This window comes from Geobacter sp. OR-1 (genome assembly GCF_000813145.1).
GTDB lineage: Bacteria > Desulfobacterota > Desulfuromonadia > Geobacterales > DSM-12255 > Geoanaerobacter.
In genome coordinates, this window is sequence record NZ_BAZF01000010.1 from 114,105 (window position 1) to 137,264 (window position 23,160).

General features: G+C 62.5%; 23 protein-coding genes. 2 read left to right on the forward strand and 21 right to left on the reverse strand.

Annotated features, from left to right (window positions below; all coding sequences use genetic code 11):
* Nucleotides 1-10 precede the first annotated feature (10 nt).
* The 21 genes from OR1_RS20870 to OR1_RS12070 form a co-directional block, all read right to left on the reverse strand.
* Complete coding sequence (locus tag OR1_RS20870) at nt 11-979, reverse strand: phage tail protein (RefSeq protein ID WP_052440415.1); 969 nt, start codon at nt 977-979, stop codon at nt 11-13.
* Complete coding sequence (locus OR1_RS11985; RefSeq protein ID WP_041972098.1) at nt 976-1,878, reverse strand: baseplate J/gp47 family protein; 903 nt, start codon at nt 1,876-1,878, stop codon at nt 976-978. Before OR1_RS11985 ends, OR1_RS20870 begins: the two co-directional genes overlap by 4 nt.
* Before the next feature lie 4 nt (nt 1,879-1,882).
* The gene (locus OR1_RS11990) at nt 1,883-5,842 is read right to left on the reverse strand and encodes a putative baseplate assembly protein (RefSeq protein WP_041972099.1); all 3,960 of its coding nucleotides are present in this window, start codon (nt 5,840-5,842) and stop codon (nt 1,883-1,885) included.
* Complete coding sequence (locus OR1_RS11995) at nt 5,839-6,240, reverse strand: GPW/gp25 family protein (RefSeq protein ID WP_041972100.1); 402 nt, start codon at nt 6,238-6,240, stop codon at nt 5,839-5,841. Before OR1_RS11995 ends, OR1_RS11990 begins: the two co-directional genes overlap by 4 nt.
* Before the next feature lie 2 nt (nt 6,241-6,242).
* Nucleotides 6,243-7,112, reverse strand: coding sequence for a phage baseplate assembly protein V (locus tag OR1_RS12000; RefSeq protein WP_052440416.1), 870 nt, complete (start codon nt 7,110-7,112; stop codon nt 6,243-6,245).
* A complete protein-coding gene (locus tag OR1_RS12005) occupies nt 7,109-8,197 on the reverse strand; it encodes a phage late control D family protein (protein ID WP_041972101.1) in 1,089 nt (362 codons plus the stop codon). The genes OR1_RS12000 and OR1_RS12005 overlap by 4 nt, the downstream gene beginning before the upstream one ends.
* Before the next feature lie 77 nt (nt 8,198-8,274).
* Nucleotides 8,275-8,892, reverse strand: a complete 618-nt coding sequence (locus tag OR1_RS12010) for a LysM peptidoglycan-binding domain-containing protein (protein WP_041972102.1) — start codon at nt 8,890-8,892, stop codon at nt 8,275-8,277.
* Nucleotides 8,893-10,437 carry a hypothetical protein gene (locus OR1_RS12015; RefSeq protein ID WP_041972103.1) on the reverse strand — a complete coding sequence of 515 codons (1,545 nt, stop codon included), beginning with the start codon at nt 10,435-10,437 and terminating at the stop codon, nt 8,893-8,895.
* Complete coding sequence (locus tag OR1_RS12020) at nt 10,430-10,864, reverse strand: phage tail protein (protein WP_041972104.1); 435 nt, start codon at nt 10,862-10,864, stop codon at nt 10,430-10,432. Before OR1_RS12020 ends, OR1_RS12015 begins: the two co-directional genes overlap by 8 nt.
* Nucleotides 10,865-10,963: 99 nt before the next feature.
* Complete coding sequence (locus OR1_RS21630) at nt 10,964-11,134, reverse strand: DUF6760 family protein (protein ID WP_370543357.1); 171 nt, start codon at nt 11,132-11,134, stop codon at nt 10,964-10,966.
* Complete coding sequence (locus tag OR1_RS12025) at nt 11,131-11,499, reverse strand: hypothetical protein (protein ID WP_041972105.1); 369 nt, start codon at nt 11,497-11,499, stop codon at nt 11,131-11,133. Before OR1_RS12025 ends, OR1_RS21630 begins: the two co-directional genes overlap by 4 nt.
* Nucleotides 11,496-11,930, reverse strand: coding sequence for a phage tail protein (locus OR1_RS12030; RefSeq protein ID WP_041972106.1), 435 nt, complete (start codon nt 11,928-11,930; stop codon nt 11,496-11,498). Before OR1_RS12030 ends, OR1_RS12025 begins: the two co-directional genes overlap by 4 nt.
* 26 nt (nt 11,931-11,956) lie before the next feature.
* Nucleotides 11,957-13,513, reverse strand: a complete 1,557-nt coding sequence (locus OR1_RS12035) for a lamin tail domain-containing protein (RefSeq protein WP_052440417.1) — start codon at nt 13,511-13,513, stop codon at nt 11,957-11,959.
* Between the two features lie 8 nt (nt 13,514-13,521).
* The gene (locus tag OR1_RS12040) at nt 13,522-14,721 is read right to left on the reverse strand and encodes a phage tail sheath C-terminal domain-containing protein (protein WP_041972107.1); all 1,200 of its coding nucleotides are present in this window, start codon (nt 14,719-14,721) and stop codon (nt 13,522-13,524) included.
* Between the two features lie 46 nt (nt 14,722-14,767).
* Nucleotides 14,768-15,073, reverse strand: coding sequence for a carboxypeptidase regulatory-like domain-containing protein (locus OR1_RS12045; RefSeq protein ID WP_041972108.1), 306 nt, complete (start codon nt 15,071-15,073; stop codon nt 14,768-14,770).
* 3 nt (nt 15,074-15,076) lie between these two features.
* Complete coding sequence (locus tag OR1_RS12050; protein ID WP_041972109.1) at nt 15,077-15,676, reverse strand: DUF4255 domain-containing protein; 600 nt, start codon at nt 15,674-15,676, stop codon at nt 15,077-15,079.
* A 15-nt stretch (nt 15,677-15,691) separates the two neighbouring features.
* Complete coding sequence (locus OR1_RS12055) at nt 15,692-15,919, reverse strand: PepSY domain-containing protein (protein WP_041972110.1); 228 nt, start codon at nt 15,917-15,919, stop codon at nt 15,692-15,694.
* 34 nt (nt 15,920-15,953) lie between these two features.
* Nucleotides 15,954-17,168 (reverse strand): DUF4157 domain-containing protein, encoded by a 1,215-nt coding sequence (locus tag OR1_RS20875; protein WP_052440418.1) that lies wholly within the window; start codon nt 17,166-17,168, stop codon nt 15,954-15,956.
* A 27-nt stretch (nt 17,169-17,195) separates the two neighbouring features.
* Nucleotides 17,196-17,378 (reverse strand): hypothetical protein, encoded by a 183-nt coding sequence (locus OR1_RS22040; protein WP_152609880.1) that lies wholly within the window; start codon nt 17,376-17,378, stop codon nt 17,196-17,198.
* Nucleotides 17,347-19,425, reverse strand: coding sequence for an AAA family ATPase (locus OR1_RS12065; RefSeq protein ID WP_052440419.1), 2,079 nt, complete (start codon nt 19,423-19,425; stop codon nt 17,347-17,349). The genes OR1_RS22040 and OR1_RS12065 overlap by 32 nt, the downstream gene beginning before the upstream one ends.
* A 279-nt stretch (nt 19,426-19,704) precedes the next feature.
* Nucleotides 19,705-20,097, reverse strand: coding sequence for an FxsA family protein (locus tag OR1_RS12070; protein WP_041972143.1), 393 nt, complete (start codon nt 20,095-20,097; stop codon nt 19,705-19,707).
* A 182-nt stretch (nt 20,098-20,279) separates the two neighbouring features.
* On the opposite strand from OR1_RS12070, the gene OR1_RS12075 reads away from it, so the two are divergent.
* Both OR1_RS12075 and OR1_RS12080 read left to right on the forward strand, forming a co-directional pair.
* Nucleotides 20,280-21,386 carry an NAD(P)-binding domain-containing protein gene (locus OR1_RS12075; protein WP_041972111.1) on the forward strand — a complete coding sequence of 369 codons (1,107 nt, stop codon included), beginning with the start codon at nt 20,280-20,282 and terminating at the stop codon, nt 21,384-21,386.
* 253 nt (nt 21,387-21,639) lie between these two features.
* Nucleotides 21,640-23,097, forward strand: coding sequence for a UPF0489 family protein (locus tag OR1_RS12080; protein WP_041972112.1), 1,458 nt, complete (start codon nt 21,640-21,642; stop codon nt 23,095-23,097).
* Nucleotides 23,098-23,160 lie beyond the last annotated feature (63 nt).

Below are 23,160 nucleotides of genomic sequence, written 5' to 3' on the forward strand. Positions count from 1 at the left end.
CTTCCGGTGATCATCCCAGAATCGTTTCTATTCCGATGGTCGAACGTATCGCTATCTGCATCGGGGAGAGGACTCCCCGGTTCTCTTCCGTGTTCAGCCGCAGGTAATACAGGGTGTGGGCCGGCTTTTCGAGGTCGATGATCCCCTTGATCTTCTCCACCCGCACCTGTTCCAGTACCGCCGAAGGTACGGTCAGATCGACGATGAACCGGTACGGGATTTCCCTCTCGTCCTCGATCAGCACCGTATCCCCGCAATAGACCCCGGCCTCGGTTTCCGTGCCGCCATACGGGATGCCGGTCAGATCGTAGATCGTATCGGCCAGCCCGTCGCGGCGGGTGACCGTGGCGCTCTCGTGCAGGGTCTGGGTGAAGCTGTAGTCGCCCGGCTGCTTGTGAAAGATTGTGACCCGCCCCAGATCGATATCCGCATCGACCCGTTCCACCAGATCGGCGGCGTACAGGTATTCGGTATTGGTCGCAAACTCCGTGACCAGGTACCAGTCGGACTTCGCCAGCCCTTGCCGTTCGGCTGCGAACGAGGCAAACCCGGCCGGTGGATCGAACCCGCCGATCATGGAAGCGACGCCGATCTGCATCCCGCTGGGCCAGGCGCACTCCTGGATCTCCGGGGAATGACCGGTGTAGATCTTCAGATACTCCTTCAGCCCTTTGACCGTGCCGCGCAACCGGTACAGCTCCACGGCGCGGCTGATCACCTCGCGCCGCTTCTGCTCGTCCCACTCCTCGTCCAGTTCCAGCGCCAGCCACCCGGCCAGCCAGGGGAGGAACTCCGGATCGGCCTGGTAGGCCGGATCAACAGGGTTCAACGGGATGCAGAACCGGTCGATCCCGGCCAGCAGCTGCTCAAAGCCGCTGAAGACATCGCTGAACGGGCGGAGAAACTGCTCCAGCCAGGGGTCTTCCCGGTAAATGGCCGGGAGGTGATCAAGCAGGAATTTCAGATAGCGGTCGCTCATGGCAGCACCTGCGTCACCGAGGCAACCTCGATGCTGCTGGCTCCCTCGTCGAAGCTGACCAGGCTGTTGAGCGGGATGGCGATCATCCGGCCGGCCGCCTGCCACCCATCAGCAGACGTCTGCAGCAGGGCGAGCTTTTCCAGGTGATCGACGCCGGCCACCCCCTCGATCATGGCGTACAGCTCGGATTCGTACACCGGATGGCCGAACTCCCAGCCAATGACACCACCGTCCGGGGCCACGGCAACCGGGGCAAAGAAGTCGCGCAGGGCCGCCAGAACCCGTTCCCGCACGGTTACCAGGCTCAGCGCCGCACTGCAGACCACGGTTGCCGAAAGCGCGACCGGCGTGAATGCCGGACCCACGACATGGTGGCAACAGGTGATCAGCCGCCGCTCGTCAAGAAACCGGTAGACCTCATCCAGCAGCGCCGGAGCAGGGGCCATAGCGCCGCTATCCGGATGCGGCACGACGATGACGCTGACATGGCCGGTCCGCTCCTCGTCCGGGCCGGACCGGTCGAGCGCCCGGTCCGCCAGGCAGCACGCCCGGGCGACCAGGGGGAATGCGGTAAGCACCAGGGTCTCGAAATCAGCGGTTGTGACCGCACGCCAGGGGGACTGCAGGGACCGGACGGTTGCAGCGACCGCGTCGTCCAGCGTCCCGGTCACTTCAGTGCCGAGCAGCTCCAGGAACCGGCGGCGGCTCGACTCCGGGATCCGGTTGGTCCGGTAGATCAACCCCTCTCCCACCCAGCAAAACAGCTCCAGCAGGGTAATGCCCGGGTCAGAGGCGTTGTGGTTGGTCCAGTCCGGCGCATGCCTGGGGATCAGCCCCCGCAGCTCCGCCACCAGGTCGTCGAATGTCCGGTTGTCCAGGTTTATGGATGGTATTGCCATCGGATCAGTCTCCCAGGACCATCTCTATTTCATGGCTGCCCGAGCAGGCGAGGTGCCCGTCGGGAATGGAAATCCGGTCGCGCCGCCGCGCCGCGGACAGGACCTTCATGAATTCGAACTCTGGATACCGCTCTCCGCCGGTCACGATGCAGAGCCGGTCTATGCCGGGCTGCAGGGTAATGGTCCTGGCAACGGTGCCTCCTTCCGACTCCAGCCAGCCGGTCAGCGGCAGCCGTACCGAACCGTCCAGGGAGAGCAGCGCCAGCGAGTCGGCCGGGGGGAGGTTTTCGGTCATATGAAACGCTATCCGCAGGGTCACGCTGGCGTTGTCCTCGCTAAGCCCGGTAACCGTTATCGCCTCAACGAGATTCCGGTTGGCGCTGTCGACAATATTTACCGTCTCGCCGACCCTCAGGCCATAGAGCGATATGGTCACGGTTCCGGCTTGCGGCGAGATCGGATCGGCCAGCACCAGCCGGTACCGGTCGTCAAGGGTCCCGACCCTGCTCCCCGCTGCTGCGCTGTGCGCCACAACCTGCCGCGCCAACAGCTCCACTTCGAACTGCTGGATCGAGCCGTCCAGGCTGAGATCGACCACATGATCGACCCCTGCCACTGCCTCCAGCTCGGCATAGACCTCGGACAGATAGAGGTCGCGCCCCAGTTCCCAGCCGCTCCTGGCAGGGCCGCCGGTGAGCGGGTGCAGAAACTCCTGCAGCCGGCTGATTGCGGCCAGCTTTACCTCGTCACCCTTTTCGGGGAGAAGCGGCACGATCCGGGCAGAGACCCGCGCCTCTATGTACCGCGGGCCGGTGACCAGGATATGCCGCTCGCTGCCGAGGTTTAGCAGCGACCGTTCTTCCAGGTATTGCCGGACATGGCGCAGGAGCGGCGGCCGCGGGTAAGGTCGCGGCCCGGTGCTGGCCGGAACGATCACCACCGTTACCCACCCTTCGCATCCCTTGCCGTCCGGGTCGCGCGTGGGGAGGCACCAGGCCGCGGCCACCTCGCGGCCGGCATCCCTCGCCATCCAGGCATAATCCTCGATCGTCACCGCCCGCCCCCGGTGCTTGATGGTTCGGGGGCCGCGGGCGCGGACCTGGGCCACCGATTCCTCGTCACCGCCAGCAACCGCATCCTCAAGGTTGGCGACCCGCTTCACCCCGGCCAACGGGCCGGCAGGGTTGCGGACCATGGTGACCTCACCCGCGGCCACGTTGCCAATCGCGCCCTGGTGGCTGCGGTACCAGGCAGCCTTGATATTGTCCCGGCCAATTGGGGGGATCATCCCCCGGACCCCGTCGCCGAACCGCACCTGCCCGGTGATCTGGTCCAGGAGATAGTGCCGGTCTCCCGGAGTTGAACTGAAAAAGTTATCCACCCGCTGCCAGAGCACCCAGACACCCTGTTCCGCAGCCATGGTGAGGGGGAACTGCCGGGATGGATCCATGCCGGCCAGCGCCTGCTTCCGGACCAGCTGCGCCAGCTCGGTGGCAGGGGGAGAATCGCTCTCCCGGACGTAGATCTGCAGTTCCGGCAGTACCGGCTGCCGGCCAAGGGTGAAGATTCCGTCCTTCTTGCCGTTCCCGGAACCGAGCAGCTCTTCGGCAACGCTCACCCCGTTGACCGCGGGCACTGTATTGCACCTGATCCCGTGTAGGTAAGGGGTCGGCAGGGGGGCGACGGTTTCCGGCATCACCTTCCGGAGGATGTACTTGCTGATCGCGGCGCCACCGGTATCGACTGAACCGGAGCAGTCGATGGTCAGCTTTGCCTCGCCATCGGCCGCCTGTACCACCAGGTCCCCCCCGGTCCGGGCGATCAGCCTGCTGGAGGAGACCAGGCGCCAGAAGTATCTGACCGGATCGCGACCGCTTACAGCCGCGGTTGCCGAAGCGTCGAGCTCAACCTGTGCCTCGCTCCCCGAAGTGGCGACCTGCACGTCCGCACCGGCCTCGGCCTGGTGCGGTAGCAGCTGCCAGTGATACCTGGCGATCCGTTCTCCGTCCGTCGCGTGCGAACCGGAGGCATCGAGGCTAACCTGCGCCTCGTTAGCGATCCCCGGCGTCACGGTCTGCCCCGGCGGGGCAACGGCAACCGGCAGCTCTACGTGCGCCCTGGCGCGCAGCCAGCAAAGCTCCCGGCCGAATTCCAGGCTAACGCCCAGGTCCGGCGGCCCATTGAACCCGAGATAACCCCGCCGGGTAAAGCCCGCGCTCTCGTCCGAGGCAGGGAGCGGCCGCCATTCACCTGTTTCAGAGCTCCGGTATTCCCAGATCATGAGGGGAAAATCCCGGTCTCCGTTTCGCTCCTCGTCCACATCGAGCAGGATCTGGATCCATTCGTTCTTCGGAAAGGGAGCGCTGAAGCCTAAGTAGATAGCCGGAAAATCGCTCGGGCCGCTGAACGGACGGAACGGAACCGTGCCGCTCGCAAACGAATGGCGCTCCAGACGCCGGTCCAGCGAACCACAGACACTGACAAGCGGCCGCAATGCATTAGAGCTGCTGAAGCCGCCGTAGGATAGTTTCAGGTTGCCGATGCTCGGGGCGAGTACTGCCGGAGCGCTCCAGACCGTGTCCCCGGACGGGTCGGTACCGTACCCCCCGGCCGTGACCCTGGCCCGGAGCCAGAACCCCTCCAGATCGGCAACGCTGCTCTTGGCCCAGACCGGGCAGGCCCGGTCATCGCTGGCAGGGACCGTGAAGCTGACCGTCACCCCCTTGCCGGTGGCGGTAAAGCCGCGGCTCTCGTCTCCGAAACCTGACAGCGAATGCAGGAGCCCTGCCCTGCTGCTCTCGCCGATCCTGATCCAGCCGTCGGCAGAGCAGTATTCCCAGGCGATCCGAAGCTCGTTCAGCTCCTGGCCGATTGCCGACAGCGGGACCCCGGAGATGTCGAAGGTGATCGCAACCTCGGCCCCTTTCTTTGCGAACGCCTCGTCGCACTTCAGGTAGAAGGAATCGAGCCGGCCCGGCCGCTGCCCCAGCGGGAAAAACTCACCCTCCGGCTCCATCGGGATAAAGGCCGCGCCGCTGTGGATGGCGCTGAACACCGTATCCACCGGCTTGAGGGGCGAGTTCGGGATCACGATCTCCCGGCCGGCGCTGATCCTTTGCACCGACGGCAGTGAGTTCCGGCCCGTGCCGCCGGTCAGGGAGCAGGCAAGCCAGGCGCCGGTCTCCTTGTCCAACGGGAATTTGGCCATCTTCGGCAGGTTGCTGAACATGATCCGGCCATTCCGGGACAAGGCATTGGTGCCATCGGCAATGATCGCCCCGCCGTCATCGACCAGGTCGCGCCACTGTTTGCCGTCGAAATAGAGCCACTGCAGCGACCAGCCGTCGAGATCCGGCCTGCCGGGCGCGTCCAGGAGAAGATCGAAGACCACGGTACCGTTGGCGCGGCTCGGGTCGTCGGGGAAATCGAACAGCCCGTCATCGCCGAAATAGAGCAGCCGCGGCCGCTCGCTATCCCCCTGGCAGACGGCGAACGATTCAGGGGCCAGGGTCGCCTCGTCGCCGCTCAGTTCGGTGATTCGCACCGGATCGACCACGATGCAGCTTGCCAACCCCCCTTTGATGACATTCAGGTCGCGGCCGGTCTCGAAAACGACCTCCGGCCGGGTGCCGCTCCGTTTTGCGGCGACCTGGGTGCCGCTCGGGACCCGGAGCAGGGACGGCGCATCCTTGACCGGATAAAAGGTGACCTCGCAGCCGGCGGGCTGCGGCGCCAGCAGATCGACCCCGGCACTCTCCAGAAAGGCGCGGAAATGGTTCTCGGACGCCTGGTTGAGCCGGGCGATGACCAGCTCGGCCAGCCGGCCGAACAGCCGCGTCATCCCTTCGCCCACGCCGGGAGTCACTCCCTGCGGTTGCCATCCTCCTTTCGCCAGCTCATTCTGCAGGAAGGCGACGATCTCTTCCGGCGTTCGGCCATATATGCGTGGCGCGGTGCCGGTCATAGCGCTGTTCCCCGCTCCAGGTAAAACGGGTAGACCATGTTGAACCGGCTGTCAGTGGCCTTGACCCGGTAGGTGATGCTGAGCAGGATCACTGCCGGATCGTCCGGCGCCGGACCAGCTGCCACCTCTTCGAGGTCGATGCGCGGCTCCCAGCGCCGTAGCGACTCCTCCACATGGAAACGGATCAGCCCGGCGGTCCGGACATTGTTCGGGGCAAAGAGAAAGTCGTGGATGCCGCAGCCGAAATCCGGCCGCATCACCCGTTCGCCCGGGGAGGTGGCGAGGATGATCCGGATCGAATCGGCGATCGAATCCTCTTCGGCTGCCAGCGCGATCTCATTGTTGGTGTCGGGTGTGACCGGAAATTTCCAGCCGGTACCGAGGAACTTGCTCCCCATGGTCAGGCCCCCTTGGTCATGATGGTGCTCTGCACCCCCGGAATCGCCGGGACGGTCGGTGGCGACGTGGGCGCGCCGAGGTTGCCCAGATGAAAATGGGTGTTGAATGCCGTGAGCATCGTCTCGTTGACCAGGGCCAGCGACGCGCCGGTCCCCAGTTTCACGCTGCTGCTGTCAAGGGTGATCCCGGACGGCGCCGACAGGGTCACGGTGCCGGTAACGGTGATGTTCAGGTTGCCCCCCACGGTCTGGTCGGTATTGCCGCCACTGCTGACCGTAAGGGCATTGCTCCCCGCGTCCAGTTCCAGCTTGTTTCCCCCGGAATCGCAGATCGTGATCTTCTTGCCGTCGTCGTCCAGGGTCACCTTGTGGCCGCCATTGCTCTTCAGCTCGATCTTCCCCTTGTTAGCGGCATCGTCCAGGACGATTTCATGGCCGCCCTGGCTCTTGATCGTTATCTTGGCCTTCTGGTCGTCTTTGCTGTCGTCCATGGTGATGATATGGCCGCTGCGCGATTTGATGGTGCGCAGGTTGTTCTTCCCCGCTCCGTCCATGGTCTCGGGCGGGGTGTCGCTGCTGTTCCAGAGCATTCCGATCACGAACGGCCGGTTGGGGTCGCCGTGCTCGAAGGCGACCAGCACCTCGTCACCCACCTCGGGGATGAAGAAGCTCCCCCGCCCTGCGCCGGCCGACATGGTGGCGATCCGGGCCCAGTTGGAGAGCGATTCCGCCACATCGCCAACAGACGGGATCTCGACCTTGACCCGGCCGAGGTTCTCCGGATCGGAGATATCGTTCACGATCCCGGTGACGACGCCGTAGCGCCGTCCCTGTTCCGGCCCGGTTCCGGTCATCAGGTCGCCGATGCTCATCGTCCGTTCCTCTTGACTTCGAAATCGCAGCGATACCCGGTCCCGTCGATGGTGTGGGTTACCGAGGTGACGTAATAACAGCCGCTGAAATTGGCGCCGAGCCCTTTCAGCTCGATCACGCTCCTGGCCCGGAGCTCCGGATTGCCGATGCAGACACCCCGGCCGCTGATGAACTCAATGGAACTCGCCTCAAGCTTGGCAACCGCCACCGCCATCGCCTCCTCCTGGGACGCGGCCAGATGGTCTTCGGCCAGCAGCCGGTTCTCGCCGCAGAGCCTCATGGCGATCTCCGATGCGCTCTCGGAGCCGAGCCTGGCCCGCTCGTCCCCCGGTCCCGCAGTATGCACCAGCGGCTCTTTCCCCCGTCCCAGGGTGGTCTGCGAGGCCCGCACCCGGACATGGGTCAGCTTCCGGTAGGTGGAGAGTGTCGGGGAAAATGACCTGAGACTCCGCCCCCATTCGAGGGTCAGCTGCGGTCCGCGGTCCACCAGGTAGCGCGGCTTCTCGAAGCAGAGGGTCCGCTCCTTGACCACCACCTCGTAGCCGATCCGGGTGGCCCGCTCCTGGAGGATCGCGGCATAGGTGGCCGTGCCGGACGTTACCTGGCGGTGCTCGGCCCTGGTATCATCGACCCTGGCATCGAGGCCGAGCAGGGTGGCGATCTCCCGCGCAATGCCGCTGTCGGTCTGCTCCCGGAACGGCCTGGCGTCGCACTGGACCAGCAGCTTGCAGTACAGACCCTGGCCGCGGACCGCCAGGGTCGGCACGCCGCTTTCGGGAAAGGTGGGGTTGATAGCCGTAATCTGGCCGACGAACCTCATGGCGCAGTTCCCCAGGTAACCGAGCTCGATCTCGACCTCTTTCCCCTCTTCAAAGGTGCCGCTGTCGAGCCACTGCAGAGTTCCGCCCGCCGGGAACCGCCCCCGCTCCGGGTGCCGCTCCCTGACCGTGAAGGCAAAGGAGTCCCCCTGGTTGCAACAATCGGTGACCGAGAGCGAGAGCACGTCGAAATTGAAGCCGTGTCTCAGCTCAATGCCGCCGATCCTGATGACGAATGCGGGGACGTATTGTTGTGGTGTGGGCATAGAATTCATAACCTTTATATGGACGCAGCTTGATGCGCCCTGATCCCATCATAAACCGGGCACATAAAGCTGCGCCCCTACTCGATGGCCGGGATACTCAGGACCTGCCCGGGCTCGATCGCCAGGGGGTCGTCCATACCGTTCGCCTCGGCAATGGGACGCCAGTTCTTCGGGTTGCCGTACTCCTTAGCGGCAATGGCGGCCAGGGTGTCGCCGCGCCGGACCGTGTAACGCTTGTCGAAATTGGCCGAGCGGTGCTTGGCCATCCGGAGCCCGGTGTCGCTGAACTCCTTGAAGGTGACATCGACCGTGGCCCGCGCCGGGATGCCGCTCGCTAGGAAGAGCGTGAACCGCTGCTCGGCCCGCTCCAGCACCCCCTGGAAATTGAACGTCCCCCAGCTGAACAGGCAGACCGGCGGCGCATGCAGTTCGGGGTCGGTGTCCAGCAACGCCGCAATCCTGTTGGTATGCTCCCGGACATCGCTCCCCTGTTCATAGGTATCGAAAAAGAGCTGCATGGTCAGGGTCCGGCTGTTGCCCCGCACATACTGGATCGGCGGCGCTTCCAGCCCCGGGATGGCGATCTCGGCGAACTGGTTGGAGACCGAGAGCCGGTACTCGTTCGGATTGAACAGCACCTCGATGGTCTCAGGTGCGCCGATGATCTTCTGAATTGTCGCCTTTTCCAGTCTCATCTACAGGCCTCTGCGTTCTTTTTCGATGGTCAGCCGCTCTTCGATAATCGTGTACACCTGGTCCGCAACCTGCGCCAGCTCTTCCCGCGACAGCCCGGTTGGCCGTGGCGACGGCGTGGGGTCAGCCGCCGCTATGGTCCCGGCCGTAGCAACGAACTGTTGCTGTTCCGCCAATTGCCCGGAAGAGTGCGGCTCTCCGCCTGCGAAAAATGGATTTGCTGCCGGTGCCTGCGGCTCCGGGAAATACGACATGACCCTGTTGGCAGTTGCGCCCGATGCCGCGACAGTGGCGCGCCGGGCTACTGGGTGAGCCAGCGGTGCAACAGCCGTATCGACCGCTGCACTCCGGACGGCAGAGATATCCGCCCGGCCGTTTCCGGGATATGTACCGGCCAGCATTGCCTGAGGCAGCAGGGACAACACTGGTTGCTCCGCTGATCGGGCATGCGGCCGCCGCAGAGGCACAACCGGCGCGGCCTCACTGGCGTGCCCGGGGATTGTCGAAAGTTCCGGGTTGCGATCTTCAACGCTCCGTATCGCTGTTGCCCCGGCCATGGGACTGATCCCGGCGCATGCGCCCCATTCAGGCATCCGGCTCCCCGATCCGGGCTCGACTGAGCCAACCGTTCGCGTCTCCCCGCTCTTGGCAATCGGGTTCCCGCTGCCCGAGTCTGTTGGTGCACCCCCTGCAGGCGGGAGCTTACGGAGCAGCACCGGCCGGCTCGGCCGGCTGGAAAGGTTTGACGGAGCGGAAAGAGGAGAACCGGCCACCGGCAGTTCCACTGCGTCCCTCCCCTCGGAAAGCCGGGTAACCGCTGGAATCAAGCGACCGGGCCTTTCGGCTCGGGTTGCCGGATCATTGGAGCCGGCAACTCCCGGATCTACACCGGCTGCTGTCCCGGCCATGGCCGGAGACGCCGATAATGGCCGGTTACCGGCATGTTCTGCCGGGATGACCGCAACGACACGGCTCTCAGGAACACCGGAAACAACGCTCTCCGCTTCACCAGATGCAGGTACTGCCGCAACCGGTCGGGAAACGATGGCCGCCGCAGGAATAGCGCTGAGGAGTTGACCGGGCCGAGCGGCTCTGTCAGCGCGTTTGATCGTGCCTGACGATCGACTCGCCGGGCTCCCGGCAACGGTCGCCGCAGAGAGCGGTGACTCTTTACCGCCGGTGCTGCCAGACTCCTGCCTGGCCCGTAGCTGCGGAAGCTGTCCGGCATTCCGGACAGGGGCCGCATTGCCGATCTCTGCAGCGGATTCAGCCGCCACAGGGGCATCATCCGGCCCGGACTCGGAGCGGGAGAAACCCGCGACAAACGGCAGCTGCTCCCGGCCTCCGTCCCCTTGGCGCCCCCAGCGGCCGAATATCTCGGAGGCCAGGCCACCCCGTTCCGAAGCGAGGTTGTACCGGCTCTCTCCCCTGGCGATGAGATCAGCAAAACGCCTGATCGGCGATAGCTGTCCGTAACGTCCGGTTACGTCCCGTTCCAGCGGAGCTTCACCATTGGCAACAGTTGTCGTGGTCTCGTTTTTATCCATAGAACCCGCAATGAACTAATTCCACCGCCTCCACTGCCACAGTGTTGGCATCGGCGCGCAGCTCAGGCCCTACCCAGCGCGCCGGGTAGGCCCGCTCCAGGTGCCAGTGCTGCACCGGCATCCGGGCGGTATCGAGCAGGATGATCGTGACGTTCCGCCGCCTGACTATTCCGCGCCGGACATCCTGATGCCAGAGCCAAAGCGACGGGTCGTCGGTCAGGCCGTGCCGCAGCACCAGGTTGGCCGGGTAACGCGCCGGACCGGCCAGCCGGTGGATGTAGCCGTTCACCCCGCCCTCGCGGTAGTCGTGCACCTCCACCTCGGCCTGGAGCCCGGTGACCTCCCGGAAACCGGCTGTAACCAGCCCCTCGATCTCCACCAGGAAATTGAAGCCGAGATATGGATCGCGCCGTTTGTCTAGTGCCATGTAGAAGTCCTGTAACTCCCCCGCCCCTCTTAACCAAGAGGGGGGAAGAGTCTTCTGCGTTTCGGCCCTCCCCTTAGCTTAAGGGGAGGACAGCAGGGGTTACCAAACCGATCCTGTTGAATCGTTTATCCGCCTGTTTATCGCGGCGATCTCGTCCACCCAGCGTTGCCGCTCGTGGTGTTCCATCCCCATGATCTCATCATGCGGCCAGTGGAAATGATAGGCGATATAGGCTACCTCCCCGGCCAGCCGCTCCGGGGGGTAGCCTATGCTTCCCCCGAGCCGTTCACCTCCACCTCGAACCTTCCTTCGCAGTGCGGACACCCCACCGACATCCTGCTGGTGCCGTACTCGTTGATTCTCCGGTAGAAATCCTGGAGAAAAGCGAGGTCCGCCGAGAACAGACCCTCGACCATCTTGGGATTGAGCGAGGTGAGGGTGCCGAGCCGCGTAATCACCCGAGACAGCAGGATGATTACCAGGTAGGCGGGATTGGCCTGCACCCGCGGGTCTTTCATCGGCGCGATCTCGTCAAATGCGGTGGCCAGCCGCATGCTCCCGTCCCGGTGCAGGTTGCCGTCCTGATCCACATATCCCCGCGGCAGGGTAAAGTCGAATTCGGTCTGCAGCGTCATGCCTTGGCTACCCCTTCATGGGCGATTTCCAGCGACTCGATGGCAACCTCGTTGCCGGAGGCGTTGAAGGTCGGGCCGGTCCACTTGTTCGGCCAAGCGTTGACAAAGTTCCAGCGGAGCTTTTCCGCGCCGGTATCGTCAAGCAGGATGATGGAGCCGTTCTTCCGCTCGACCTTGCCGTCCATAGCGGTCCTGCGCCAGGCCCAGAGCTCCGCGTCGTCGGTAATGCCGCGCTTCAGGGTGATGTTGGAGAACTTCACCATGCCGGGGAGCTTGCGTGAATGGATCGGATCTCCCCCATCACGGTACTCGATCGGGTCCTGGGTGGAATCGAGCCCGGAACACTCTTTGAAGCCGGCCCGGGTGATGCCGTCGATCTCCACCAGGAAGTTGTATGCGCGAAACGGGTCTTTGCGATCTCCAGTTGCCATGATTCTCTCCTCCTTGAATTCACCGGTCAGCCTTGCTTCGGCCGCCGCGTTGTTTTTTTGCTGGCTGCCCCTTCATAGGCATAACAGCTTGTCAGCCGCTCCCGGGCATCGTACAGGTAAGCGATGTCGCCGGTATTGTTCCAGAGCGGGGCGCGATGCCCCCAGTACAGGTCGTTCAGGGTATCTTCTCCCGGCTTGGTCCAGACCTTGACCTCGGCGCCGGGGTGAATGGTGTATTGCGGGAAGACATACCGGTGGCCGGCAAGGTCCCGCAGCATCCAGCCGGTCAGTTCCACTGCAGCCTCCCCCTTGTTCCGCAACGTCACGAACTCGCCGGCCAGGTCTGCGCCCGGCGGGTCGGGATAGACCGTGACGATCGCGATATCCGAACCGTCCCCGGAACCCTTCCGGGGCACCGGGAGAACCGGGCCGGTATCCGGGGTGACGGTCACCCTGCCGTCGGACTGCACGATCCTGACGATGATGAACTCACCCGGGACCGCCATTGCCAGCCCGATAACCACCACCAGCAGCCCCTGGTCGCGGAGTTCGCTGCTGTTGGTCTCGCTGTCGCACTTGACGAAAAAGGCCTCTTCCGGCTGCTCCCCCTGGAACGCGCCGCTCCGGTGCAGTCCGCCGAGATAACCGCTGAGCTCGCGCCTGATCCGCATCCAGAGCGTGGCATCGTTCGGTTCGAACACCAGCTCCGCCATCTTCTCCTCGATATTACGGCAGATGGAGAGAAACAGCCTCCGGACATTGACATAGGTCCAGGCGGGATCGCGGCTTACGGTCCGCGCCCCCCAGACCCTGATCCCCCGCCCCGGAAAGGCACGGAGGCAGCTGATGTTTTCCAGGTTCAGCTCCCCCTGATCACGGTCGTTCAGAACGGTTTCCAGATCGAGCGCCTCTTCCACGATCTCGTTGGCCGGCGCCTTGTGCACCCCGTACATCTGGTCGCTGCGAGAGTAGATACCGGCAATATGCCCGCAAGGTGGGATGCAGCCGTTGGTGGCAACCGGGCCGTCGCCGACCTTTATCCAGGGGTAGTAGAGCGCGCCGTCATCACCGGTGAGCGCCCGCCGCTGCTGCAGCACCTGTTCCGTATCGGCACCCTTGCCGGAGTCGAGGATCGCAAACAGGTACCCTCCCGCCTCTTTGGCACGGATACGGCAGAAGTCGAGCAGTTGCTGCTGCAGCGCCACTGCCTGGCCCGGAAAAAGCTGGATCTCGGGAACGCAGACCAGATCGACCCTGGCAAGCAGTTCCCCTTTGGCGAGCGAGGTAAAAAGCGTCTCCAGCGCCTGAGCAACCGGCGCCCCGCGGTCGATGGCGCACACATGGCAGAGGGTGCCGCCGTTGGCGAAAAAACCGCGCACGCTATAGCCGAGATACCGGTCGGGTGCCGGCTCGCCGAAGGCGAGGCGAAACTCGTCCCAGCGGCTGACTGCCAGCGGCTCACGAGCCGCGCCGTCAGCCGCATACCCGATGAACAGCGGTACCCCGGTCCGCAGCTCCCGCGCCGGCGCTACGGCCAGCTCATGGATATAAACTCCAGGTGTCCTGTATATCTGACCCGGCATTGACGCTCCTATTTACTGGGTCCGGCCCACTGGCTGATTCTGAAGATAACGAATTCTGCCGGCTTCACCACGGCCACTCCGATCTCGGTCACCACTTGGCCGAGGTCGCGCACCTCCTGCGGGTTGGTCTCGCTATCGCACTTGACGTAGAATGCCTGTTGCGGCGTGCTGCCGAAGAGCGCCCCGGCGCGCCAGACATTGGTCAGGAACGCGGTGACGTTCCGGTTGATCTTGGCCCAGAGCGCCATGTCGTTCGGCTCGAACACCACCCACTGGGTCCCTTCGTCGATCGACTCGCGGATATAGTTGATCAGCCGCCGGACGTTGATGTATTTCCATTCCGGATCGCCGCTCGGGTCCGACGCCAGGGTCCGCGCCCCCCAGACCTTGATGGTGCCGTTGAATTCGCGGATGCAGTTGATGGCGACCGGGTTGAGGCTCGCCTGCAGCGGCTTGCTGACGCGGTATTTCAACCCGAGCGCCCCCATCACCACCTCGTTGGCCGGGGCCTTGTGGACGCCGCGCTGGGCGTCGGACCGGGCATAGATCCCTGCCATGTGGCCGCTCGGCGGCACTGCGATCCTGGTGCCCGCGCTCGCCAGAGGGTCGCTGACCTCAATCCAGGGGAAGTAAAACGCCCCGTAACCCTTGGGATTGGCCGACGGTCGCCAGATGCCGGTATTGTCGGTACTTATGACCAGGTTGTCGTTGGCAATATCACGGGCGCAGTCGAGGATCGCCACCCGGTCCTCCAGCAGCTGGCAATGGGAGACCAGTTTCGCATGCACGGCGTTCAGCGCCGCCTGATCGGTGTCCGGCGGCAGAGGCGCAGCGACAATGGCGATTTCGTCGATCTCGTTGAACTTGTCGACGCCAGCGCTGACATCGTCCACCGATGTCACCCTGATTACCCAGCAACGGGTGCCGCCGTTATTGAAAAAGCCGTAGACCGCATGGGCCAGGTACTGGTTAGCGCTGCAGAAATCGCCGAACTTTTTCCGGAATTCCTCCCAGCCGTTGATCGGCTGCGCCACCCCGGCAGTCGCCTGGGTATAATTCCCGCCCCCCGGGTTCAGCGGCATATCAGCGGCAACGATATCCTGGGCAATCCCGACAAAGCCGGCCGTGCTCGTGCCAACTCCGGCAATCGGCTTGACTGCGGAGGGAACCTCTTCCACGTAGACTCCTGGTGCGAAATAATCAGCCATTGTATCCTCCCTGTTGTGATGAATTTTGACCTGTTCGCCAGTATGTTTAATGCACGCAAGCCAGTTGCAATTCAGCCACGGCCATCTGAATCTTTCCTTCGCTGTTGCGCGTAATGGTCACCTGCTTGATTCCGGTGCCGTAGCCACTGCCGGGCATCGATGCCTCCACATGGTAGGTGCCGTTCTCCAGGTCGAGAACGTGGAAATGCCCGTCGAGAGCGGCATTCAGCTCCAAAGTGTCCCATAAGCCGGAAACCGAGATCCTGGCCCCTGGAAGCGGCCTGCCGGTCGTGCTGTCCGTGACCTTTCCCGCAATCGCCACCTGATGTCTGGTGATCTCCCACTCTGACATAAGTTATCCCTCCTCAACCCCCTGTCTGAACTTGAGCACCTTGTCAATGACCAGCGGCCCGGTCTCTTCCGGCGGATGCGGCGCAACGCCGATTGTAACGGTATAATTCAGGGCTGCCTTCGGTTTGCCGCCGAGCGCCTGCCAGAACTCACCCATGCTTTGCAGCTGGCCGGGCTGGAGCGTCACTGCCGGCAATGAGGGCTCCTGCCCATGAAGCGCGCCCTGCAGGACCGCCTCGGGGAGCACCGGATGTCGCAGCAGCACCTTCATTACCTCCCCCAGGAGCCGGTGCTCGTCAAATGCAGGGGTACTTGACGCGCCGGAGGGCCAGGCCGTGATCAGGTACGAGCAGTCCACCCGGACCGGCGGCGGCCTTTTGCTACCGGTACCGTCGCTGCGCCGCTCCAGGTACCATTCCTGGTCCCGAAGCTCCCGGTTCTCCCTGACATCGTACAGAAACAGGTCGATAGCAGGCAGCGCCACCGCCGACGGCGGAAAACTGTTGTCGGGCGGCGCAAAGCTTATGGCCACCTGGCTCGCCACGCCGGGCGGCAGCCCGTTCTTCAGAAGTTCCTGCAGGGTTTTGTCGAGGTCGTCCAGCATCGTATCTCCGCAGTCTCAGTCGGCGTCTCTCAATCGCTCCAAAACAGCGCCGGAATCGGCATCCAGCGTCACCTGGACAAAACCGGAACCGACGGTAAGCGGCGGAAGGGCCAGGACGAACTTCACAACATACCGGTTGTCTTCCAGCGAAACTTCAATCCGAGCCAGTTCATCGGGACTGAAAGTCCCATCAACTGCCTGCCGCGCAATCTCAATTGCTTGCTCTTCGGTCAACGGTTTCATAACTCTCCCGCTTGCCTAAAAGGCTGTTGAAGGTTCACGACCGTCTGGCAGGGCCGCAATCCCACAACCTTGCTGCCGAATGCAGTGGATGCCCCGACGCAACTCTTCCCCCGGTGCCGGTGTAGTCGTACACTACCCCCGGCAGGCGCTGAGCGTTATGCACCGTCGTATCGACCGTCGACGGACCGACATTGCGCTGATAACCGGCTGCCCAGCTCACGGTAGGGGTATGGGTGTGGAACATCCCGACTGTATAGGTGCTGCCGCTGTCCGCCGGCTTGGCAGAAAAAGTTACCGAAGCACCTGCCGGCGGCGAGTTGTTTACCCTCGGCCCAACGGAGTGCCCGGCAGCGGAAAAGGCGCCGGTATCGGAATTCCATCGGATCCAGAACGCCTGCTCCCTACGGTCCTGGGCGGTGTTAGCGGCTTTGGTGTCACGCCAGGCATTGTCGGCCTCGGTTCTGATGGTATTGTCCGCAACGATATCGTTGTAGGTCGGGAACGTTACCCCGTTCCGCTGGAGGGTATCCGGAGACTGGGCGAGCAACGCCGCCCCTTCCTGCTGCACGACATGGGTGAGTTCATGGGCAAGCAACCAGCGTCCCGCCCCGGTGTTGGGGCTGAATTTCCCCTCGCCCATGTAAATGTCGCTGCCATGGGTAAACGCCTGGGAAGCAAGCTCGCGGTTCATCAGCGCGGCATCGCTGTCGGTGTGCAGCCTGACGCCGCTGAAATCAACGCCGAAACGTGGCTCCATGTACGAGCGGACGCCATCGGGCAACCGGCTGCCGCTACCCTTGGAGGCATTGATCCGGCTCTCGGTCTGATTGCTGACTTCTGCACCCGCCTCGCTCGCCGGCTCCGTTGCCAGGTCCTGAGCCGAATCCATCCGGTTGCCCTGCAACACCTCTTCATCTTCAAAACGCTGGATCGCGGTGGCAATGGTGCCTGTGACCTCTGCGGCCGAACCGGTTACGCTGTTCGCCACGCTATCGGCTTCCTGCTCCAGACGGTCCCCCGGAGGAGTTACCGCAAGCTTTGCCTGTATCAGCCCGGCAACAGCGCGATTGCCGGCTATCCGTTGCAGATTGAGAATGGCGGATGCAGAGGCGCACAACGGGTCCTCGACAGCACGCTGCACCTGCGCAAAGGAATGGGACGATCCCGTAGAACGGGTACTGTCTGCGGAAACCTGGCTCTGCCCGGGAATGGCCTGATCTGCGAGCTTGCTGCTGTAATTTCTTGTCATGACTACCTCCTTGGCCGGTCACCCGACTTAGCCGTCATGCCCGTCAAAGTCGTCATCGCCGACGATCTTGCCGATCTTCTGGTATTCCCGGCGGGTTGCCTGCATCAGGTGCCTCATGGCAACCGGCCCCCCATCACCCGCTGCCAGGAAAGCAGCGGCCAGGGCGATATTGCGGATGTTACCCCCCCGCGATCTCGAATCGCCGGGCAAGCAGACCCATATCGAGCCGGGCATCAAGCGGCGTTGCCTCAGGCCAGATCTTTTCCCAGATGGCCTGCCGCTCCCGCTCCTGCGGGAATGGAAACTCGACGATAAAATGTATTCTCCGGACAAACGCCTCGTCCATGTTCCCCCTGAGATTGGTCGCCAGGATGGCGATCCCTTCATACTCCTCCATCTTCTGCAGCAGATAACCGGTCTCGATGTTGGCGTAACGGTCATGCGCGTCCTTGACCTCGGAGCGCTTGCCGAACAGGGCGTCGGCCTCGTCGAAAAAGAGGATGGCATTGCCGGTGGCCGCCTCGCTGAAGATCCGGTCCAGGTTTTTCTCGGTCTCGCCGATATACTTGCTCACCACCTGCGACAGGTCGATCTTGTACAGCTCCAGCCGTAGATCAATGGCGATCACCTCGGCTGCCATGGTCTTGCCGGTGCCGGGGGGGCCGGTGAAAAGCGCGCTCAGCCCCTTGCCATACGACAGCTTTTGGTCGAACCCCCATTCGCCATAGACGATATGACGGTACCTGGAATGACGGCACAGCTCTGCCAGCTGCGCGATCCGGTCCGGCGGCAGAACCAGGTCGTCCCACCCGGACCTGGGTACGATCTTGCGGGCCAGTTCGCTCAGTTTCGGGTTGGAATGGTCGCGGCTCGCGGCATAGAGGTCGTCTTCGGTGATCTGCGGGGATTCGGGGTGTTGCCAGCGGCTAAGGTCCTCGGCAGCAGCCACCGCATCCCTGATCTGTCCGGGGGTGAAGCCGAACCTGCCGGCCAGCGCGCCGAAATCGACCCCGGCGGCCACCCGGAGCCCCAGGCCACCTTCCCGCTCCCAGAACTCTTTCCTCTGGCGCAGGTCCGGGACCGGGAACGCCACGGACAGAAGGTGCGCCCCACGGAAAAGGCTGCCCGGCCGCACCGACGCCGCAGCGACGATGAACACCGGCCGGGGGAAACGGACCAGCTGCCGGGCAAGATACTGCAGCCGGTGCCGGTCGTCGCGATCATTGAGCAGTTCGTCGCCGCTGTGCAGGCAGAGCCCTGCGTTTTGCAGCAGCGCCTCCCTGACAATCCGGTCCACCCCTTCCCGGAAGGCAGAGGCATCATGGTCGAGTTCACCGATGGCGACCATCAGGAGCGGCACCCCGAGATGCTGGCAGATCTCGCCGGCCATCGCCTTACGGCCGGTGCCGGCGGGGCCGTGGAAACAGAACAGCACCCCTTCCCCCTGATGCCGCTCGGAATAGCGCCGGCCAAATTTCAGCAACCGCTGCTGGTCGGCTTCGGCAAGGGTGATCAGATCGCGATCCAGGTCGGTGTGCATGGCCGCGAACGGCGCAATCCGGCTATCAATAGCTTCCGAGCCGAGCAGGAAACAGCTGATCCGCTCATCGATCCTGAGTGGCCGGGACAGTAACGGGGTTTCTTCTGAGGTAGCGGCACAGGAGAGCAGCCGCTGGTGGAACAGGGGGGAATCAAGGCCAAAGGTGAGGCGCGCCGTGCCCCTCTCCTCGGCGGAGACAGCAAGCAGGTCGATTATCAGCCCCGGAGTGGGGAGCTTCCTGGTCACATCGTCGTGCAGGTAGGCGTAGAGCCTTTCGTAACGGGCATCGATCTCGGGAGCGATGCAGATCGTAAGGGCGCAGGTTTCAAGGCTGGAAAGTCCGAATGCTGCGGCAAGCCGGCATAACGGCAGGTCGATCCCCTGCCGCGCCGACGCCGCTACCCGTGACGCGATCAGCGCTTCATGGCTGCGGAGTTCCGTATCCAGCTCAAGGCCATCCGCCCGGCCGCTGGCGCAAGGGTCGCAATATGCCGGTGGCCGGGCCAGGATCGAGGCAATCTCGTCACCGGTGATGACCAGACCCCGGAACCGCTCCGGCAGACCCGGCTCCCCACCGGTGTCATGTCGCGCCAGATGGCGGCGGATAAGCAGATCGACGCGCTGTAGTTCGTCGCGGAGGTGCTCGCAAGCATTATTGTAGGCACTATCTTCCGGAACTTTTCCGGCAATGTTTTTCAGGGTCGAAGTGAATGCCATGTCAGTGCCGATCAAGCCGGGATTCGGCAGGAGCTGGTCGGCTGGAAAAGCCGCCGGACCGCCTCCATAACCGCTTGTTGATCACATGGGAATTTAACACCCGACAATTATTATTCAATTGGGCTATTGGCTATTTATTTACGGGCAAAATCACTTAACACTCTTGTGGCAGGAAGGCGGGATTAAAGTAGTAGCAGATCAAGGTGAGACCGCATTATCAATAGCGGGTGAAACGGCAGGGTAACCCCAAGGTTGTAACCGGGTATTGGTTAGGGCGGGTCAGAAACGGCGGATGACGACGCCTCCGCGGCTCAGACGCTTTTCCAGCCAGCGGCGCAGGTACTGCTTGAGGAAATGACGTCCGATAGGGACGATGAAGAAGATGCCGAGAATATCGGTAATGAAGCCGGGGGTAAGGAGGAGAATGCCGCCGACCAGGACCAGAAAGCCGTCCAGCATCTCGGCCGCGGGAAGGCGGCCGGAAGCGAGCTCTCCCTGGATGCGGGAAAGGATGGCGAACCCCTGGTGCCGCACCAGCCAGGCTCCGGCAAAGCTGACTGCCAGAAGAATGGCGACCGTCTCCCAGGCGCCGATCAGCTTCCCGACCTTGATCAGCACATACAGCTCCAGGACCGGAACCACGGCGAATATTACGAACAGTTTTCCCAGCATTGCCGGATAATCCCCCGCTTTCATGATCAGCAAAGCTGGTCGGATATAACGGTTATTGCGGCCTTTGTCCAGCAAAAATCCCGGATTTGCCGGACTCCCGCCGATTGACCAATCAGCTGCAGTCTGTTAGGTATTAAGTATGATCGTTGCCGATTCGGCAATGATCCGGAAAGGTGTACACCATGGATAAATTTTATGACGTGATCATAATCGGCGGCGGCCCGGCAGGAGTGGCTGCGGCTTACCTCTGCCACCGCGCCGGGCTCGGCTACCTGCTGCTGGAACAGGGTCAGGGGGTTTTCCAGGGGATCGCCAATACCTACCCGGCAGGGAAAAACGTCTATCCTTCCAAACCGAAGGACGACCCGGAACCGTTCCTGGTTGAGGAGCTGCGGCCGCCCGACAAGCCGGTGACCGTGGAAAAGTACGTCCAGTACGTGCAGCACTTTGTCCAGCATGAAAAGCTGAACGTGCAGGCCGAGGTGGAGTTCCAGGATATCCGCGACATCCGTAACGGCCTGACGGTGCAGACCGCGCGCGGCAACTTCAACGCCCGCAAGGTGATCCTCGCCTTTGGCAGCAGCATCCCCAAGGAGTTGAACGTCTACGGCGACGCCAAGATGGTGGCCAAGTCGGTGGACGACCCGAAGAAATACATCGGCGCCCGGACCCTGGTGATCGGCGGCGGCAACAGCGCCGCGGACGTCATCATCTCGGTCCTTGCCGCCAAGCGCGAGGCCAACGACAGCATGCCGGTCTACTGGGCGCACATCTCGGAGAAGTTCGACGTCAACAAAGAGACTGCCCAGCGGCTGGGGGAAGAGATCCTGCTCGGCGGCAACATCCGCCTGTTGACCGGCGCCACCCCACGCATCGGCGAGATCGATGATGAGGGTGTGGACCGGCTTGTCATAAGGGTCAGCGAGTACAAGCAGCCTGACGGAATAGAGGTTTACAACGCCATGAGCTTTCCGATGCAGAATGTCATTGCCTGCATCGGCACCCAGGGGCCGCTCCCGATCTTCGACAAGCTGGGGGTCCAGACCATCACCTGCGCCGAAGGGGTCTGTTCCGTGGCCCGCGAAGGTGACCGGCTGCTGCTGCTCACTGCCGATCACGAGACCACCCGCAAAGGGGTTTACGCCATCGGCGGAGCGATCTCGCCGTCGTTCATGAAGATCAGCGAGGCCAGCATCAAGGAAGAGCGCCACCCCAACCTGATCTACACCGCCATAAACGATGCCTACCGGGTGATCGAGAGCATCAAGGGGAAACTGACCGCGAAATAGCAGTCTATTGCCGGATATTGGCTCCACCATCGAAACCCCTTCTTCGCACACGCCTGCTGTCACGAAAGGCCACCGTATCTGTCAAGCGCGACAGCGGTGGCCTTTCTGCTATTTGACCCTTGACCGCACCGCTGATTGCCCATCAAATTCTTCCATAAATTAATATTGGCTAATTTCTTGCTTGCAGTTTATGTGAGAATTCTTATTAACAACTCACAGCCAAATACCCTTTTCATATTTGGGAGAATCGACCATGCGGACAAAGACAGCCGTTGTCGCAGTCATAATTCTCGTTATCTCCATGGCCATAGTTGCAATATGTTTCACAAAGAAAGCCGACAGCGGCGATTACCCGATTCTCGGCACCGACATGCTGACCGGCGTTTCAGTGGTTGAAAATCATCGTGAAGCGTTGAAGGTGTGGGCGGAAAAGGGGATAAAGGACGCGGTGCTCGTTAATCTGGATGCCCATGACGATCTGAGGATGGTCCCGCAGAGTGACATGAAGAAACTAAAAAGGCTCTATCAGAGTAAACAGCTCGGAGAAAGGGGGAGTGTGGCCTGCCAGGAAGGTTATGGCCCGGTGACCAACGCCAATTTCATTCATGCAGCGGCAAAACTCGGCATTGTGAAAAGGGTGGTCTGGGTGGTTCCCGCCAGCTACGCCCTGTTTTCAGACGATGGGGAACGGCTGCAGGCGCTTCTCAAGATGTACGGTTTCACCAGGAAGGAGATAGCCGGGTTCAGGATCAAAAGGGGATGCTTTTCAGGAAAGACCGGAGGGATACCGCTGACAATCTGTGACGCCGCTTCTCTGCCGGAGATCGAAGAACCGATCCTCCTGAGTATCGATGCCGATTTCTTCCCTGCCGAACTTGCCGAAGAGGTAAACCGGATCACCGAACCGGTGAAGGAAACGTTCAAGGCACTGTTTGCGAAATCTTACAAGGTAAGTAATGCGGTTGTCGCCCACTCCGTGAACGGCGGATTTACCGAGGCATCCCGTCGGTGGATCGGCGAACTGGCAACTGACAGTATCAGGTTACCTGGGGTGACTAGAATGGCCGAACTGCCGGCTCGCTACGAATTTCTCCAGAAGGCTGACCACCTGCTCACGTTAAACCGACACCGGGAGCTCATGGATCTGTTGTCCCCCGTCATTGCCAAGGGGGTTGACGATCCGTCAGTTCTGCTTTATGCCTCGCTGGCATCCCAGGGGATGGGAAGGGACGAGGAGGCGTTCGTCCTGGCTGAACAGGCATGCCTGCGCGACAAACGGTTCAGTTACGGACTGACGCAGGTCGGAACGCTCGTACTGGGGCAGCATGGTTTGCAGAGGGCTGAGCGGTTTTTCACCAAGGGGTATGAACTCTCACCGGGGATGGATGACGGGCAGTTCATGCTGGGCATGGAGCTGAAAAAGGCGGGCAGGCACGATGAAGCGATCAGGTATTTCAACCGGTTCAGGCACAGTTATGGGCCATTTCCGGTGGACTTCTACATTGCCGAGACCATGCACCAGCAAGGTGACCAGAGAAACGCCCTGAGGTACTACGACTCCGGCAGGAAAGAGCTGGCCCGGAACCCGGCGGCGTTGGCGGGTTTCGGCGATCTCAGGGTGATAGAGGGCGCAGCAACATTCTTCGAACGAAACGGCAACACCGCGGTCGCCCTTGAACTGCGTAACGCCGTCAGATCAAGGAACAATTGACCCGAAACCAGTTGTCCAGGCTATTCCTCGCCTCGTCATAGCCATCCGCAAAGTCCCGCACCG

What these genes read in the sequence shown, in the direction of transcription:
- OR1_RS12030 (WP_041972106.1), bottom strand. Translation starts at nt 11,930, where the DNA reads ATGGCAACTGGAGATCGCAAAGACCCGTTTCGCGCATACAACTTCCTG.
- OR1_RS12020 (WP_041972104.1), bottom strand. Translation starts at nt 10,864, where the DNA reads ATGGCACTAGACAAACGGCGCGATCCATATCTCGGCTTCAATTTCCTG.
- OR1_RS12035 (WP_052440417.1), bottom strand. Translation starts at nt 13,513, where the DNA reads ATGCCGGGTCAGATATACAGGACACCTGGAGTTTATATCCATGAGCTG.
- OR1_RS12055 (WP_041972110.1), bottom strand. Translation starts at nt 15,919, where the DNA reads ATGAAACCGTTGACCGAAGAGCAAGCAATTGAGATTGCGCGGCAGGCA.
- OR1_RS12000 (WP_052440416.1), bottom strand. Translation starts at nt 7,112, where the DNA reads ATGAGCATCGGCGACCTGATGACCGGAACCGGGCCGGAACAGGGACGG.
- OR1_RS11990 (WP_041972099.1), bottom strand. Translation starts at nt 5,842, where the DNA reads ATGACCGGCACCGCGCCACGCATATATGGCCGAACGCCGGAAGAGATC.
- OR1_RS12070 (WP_041972143.1), bottom strand. Translation starts at nt 20,097, where the DNA reads ATGCTGGGAAAACTGTTCGTAATATTCGCCGTGGTTCCGGTCCTGGAG.
- OR1_RS12080 (WP_041972112.1), top strand. Translation starts at nt 21,640, where the DNA reads ATGCGGACAAAGACAGCCGTTGTCGCAGTCATAATTCTCGTTATCTCC.
- OR1_RS12065 (WP_052440419.1), bottom strand. Translation starts at nt 19,425, where the DNA reads ATGGCATTCACTTCGACCCTGAAAAACATTGCCGGAAAAGTTCCGGAA.
- OR1_RS20875 (WP_052440418.1), bottom strand. Translation starts at nt 17,168, where the DNA reads ATGACAAGAAATTACAGCAGCAAGCTCGCAGATCAGGCCATTCCCGGG.
- OR1_RS20870 (WP_052440415.1), bottom strand. Translation starts at nt 979, where the DNA reads ATGAGCGACCGCTATCTGAAATTCCTGCTTGATCACCTCCCGGCCATT.
- OR1_RS12015 (WP_041972103.1), bottom strand. Translation starts at nt 10,437, where the DNA reads ATGGATAAAAACGAGACCACGACAACTGTTGCCAATGGTGAAGCTCCG.
- OR1_RS12040 (WP_041972107.1), bottom strand. Translation starts at nt 14,721, where the DNA reads ATGGCTGATTATTTCGCACCAGGAGTCTACGTGGAAGAGGTTCCCTCC.
- OR1_RS12010 (WP_041972102.1), bottom strand. Translation starts at nt 8,892, where the DNA reads ATGAGACTGGAAAAGGCGACAATTCAGAAGATCATCGGCGCACCTGAG.
- OR1_RS11995 (WP_041972100.1), bottom strand. Translation starts at nt 6,240, where the DNA reads ATGGGGAGCAAGTTCCTCGGTACCGGCTGGAAATTTCCGGTCACACCC.
- OR1_RS12005 (WP_041972101.1), bottom strand. Translation starts at nt 8,197, where the DNA reads ATGCCCACACCACAACAATACGTCCCCGCATTCGTCATCAGGATCGGC.
- OR1_RS12050 (WP_041972109.1), bottom strand. Translation starts at nt 15,676, where the DNA reads ATGCTGGACGACCTCGACAAAACCCTGCAGGAACTTCTGAAGAACGGG.
- OR1_RS11985 (WP_041972098.1), bottom strand. Translation starts at nt 1,878, where the DNA reads ATGGCAATACCATCCATAAACCTGGACAACCGGACATTCGACGACCTG.
- OR1_RS12025 (WP_041972105.1), bottom strand. Translation starts at nt 11,499, where the DNA reads ATGACGCTGCAGACCGAATTCGACTTTACCCTGCCGCGGGGATATGTG.
- OR1_RS12045 (WP_041972108.1), bottom strand. Translation starts at nt 15,073, where the DNA reads ATGTCAGAGTGGGAGATCACCAGACATCAGGTGGCGATTGCGGGAAAG.
- OR1_RS12075 (WP_041972111.1), top strand. Translation starts at nt 20,280, where the DNA reads ATGGATAAATTTTATGACGTGATCATAATCGGCGGCGGCCCGGCAGGA.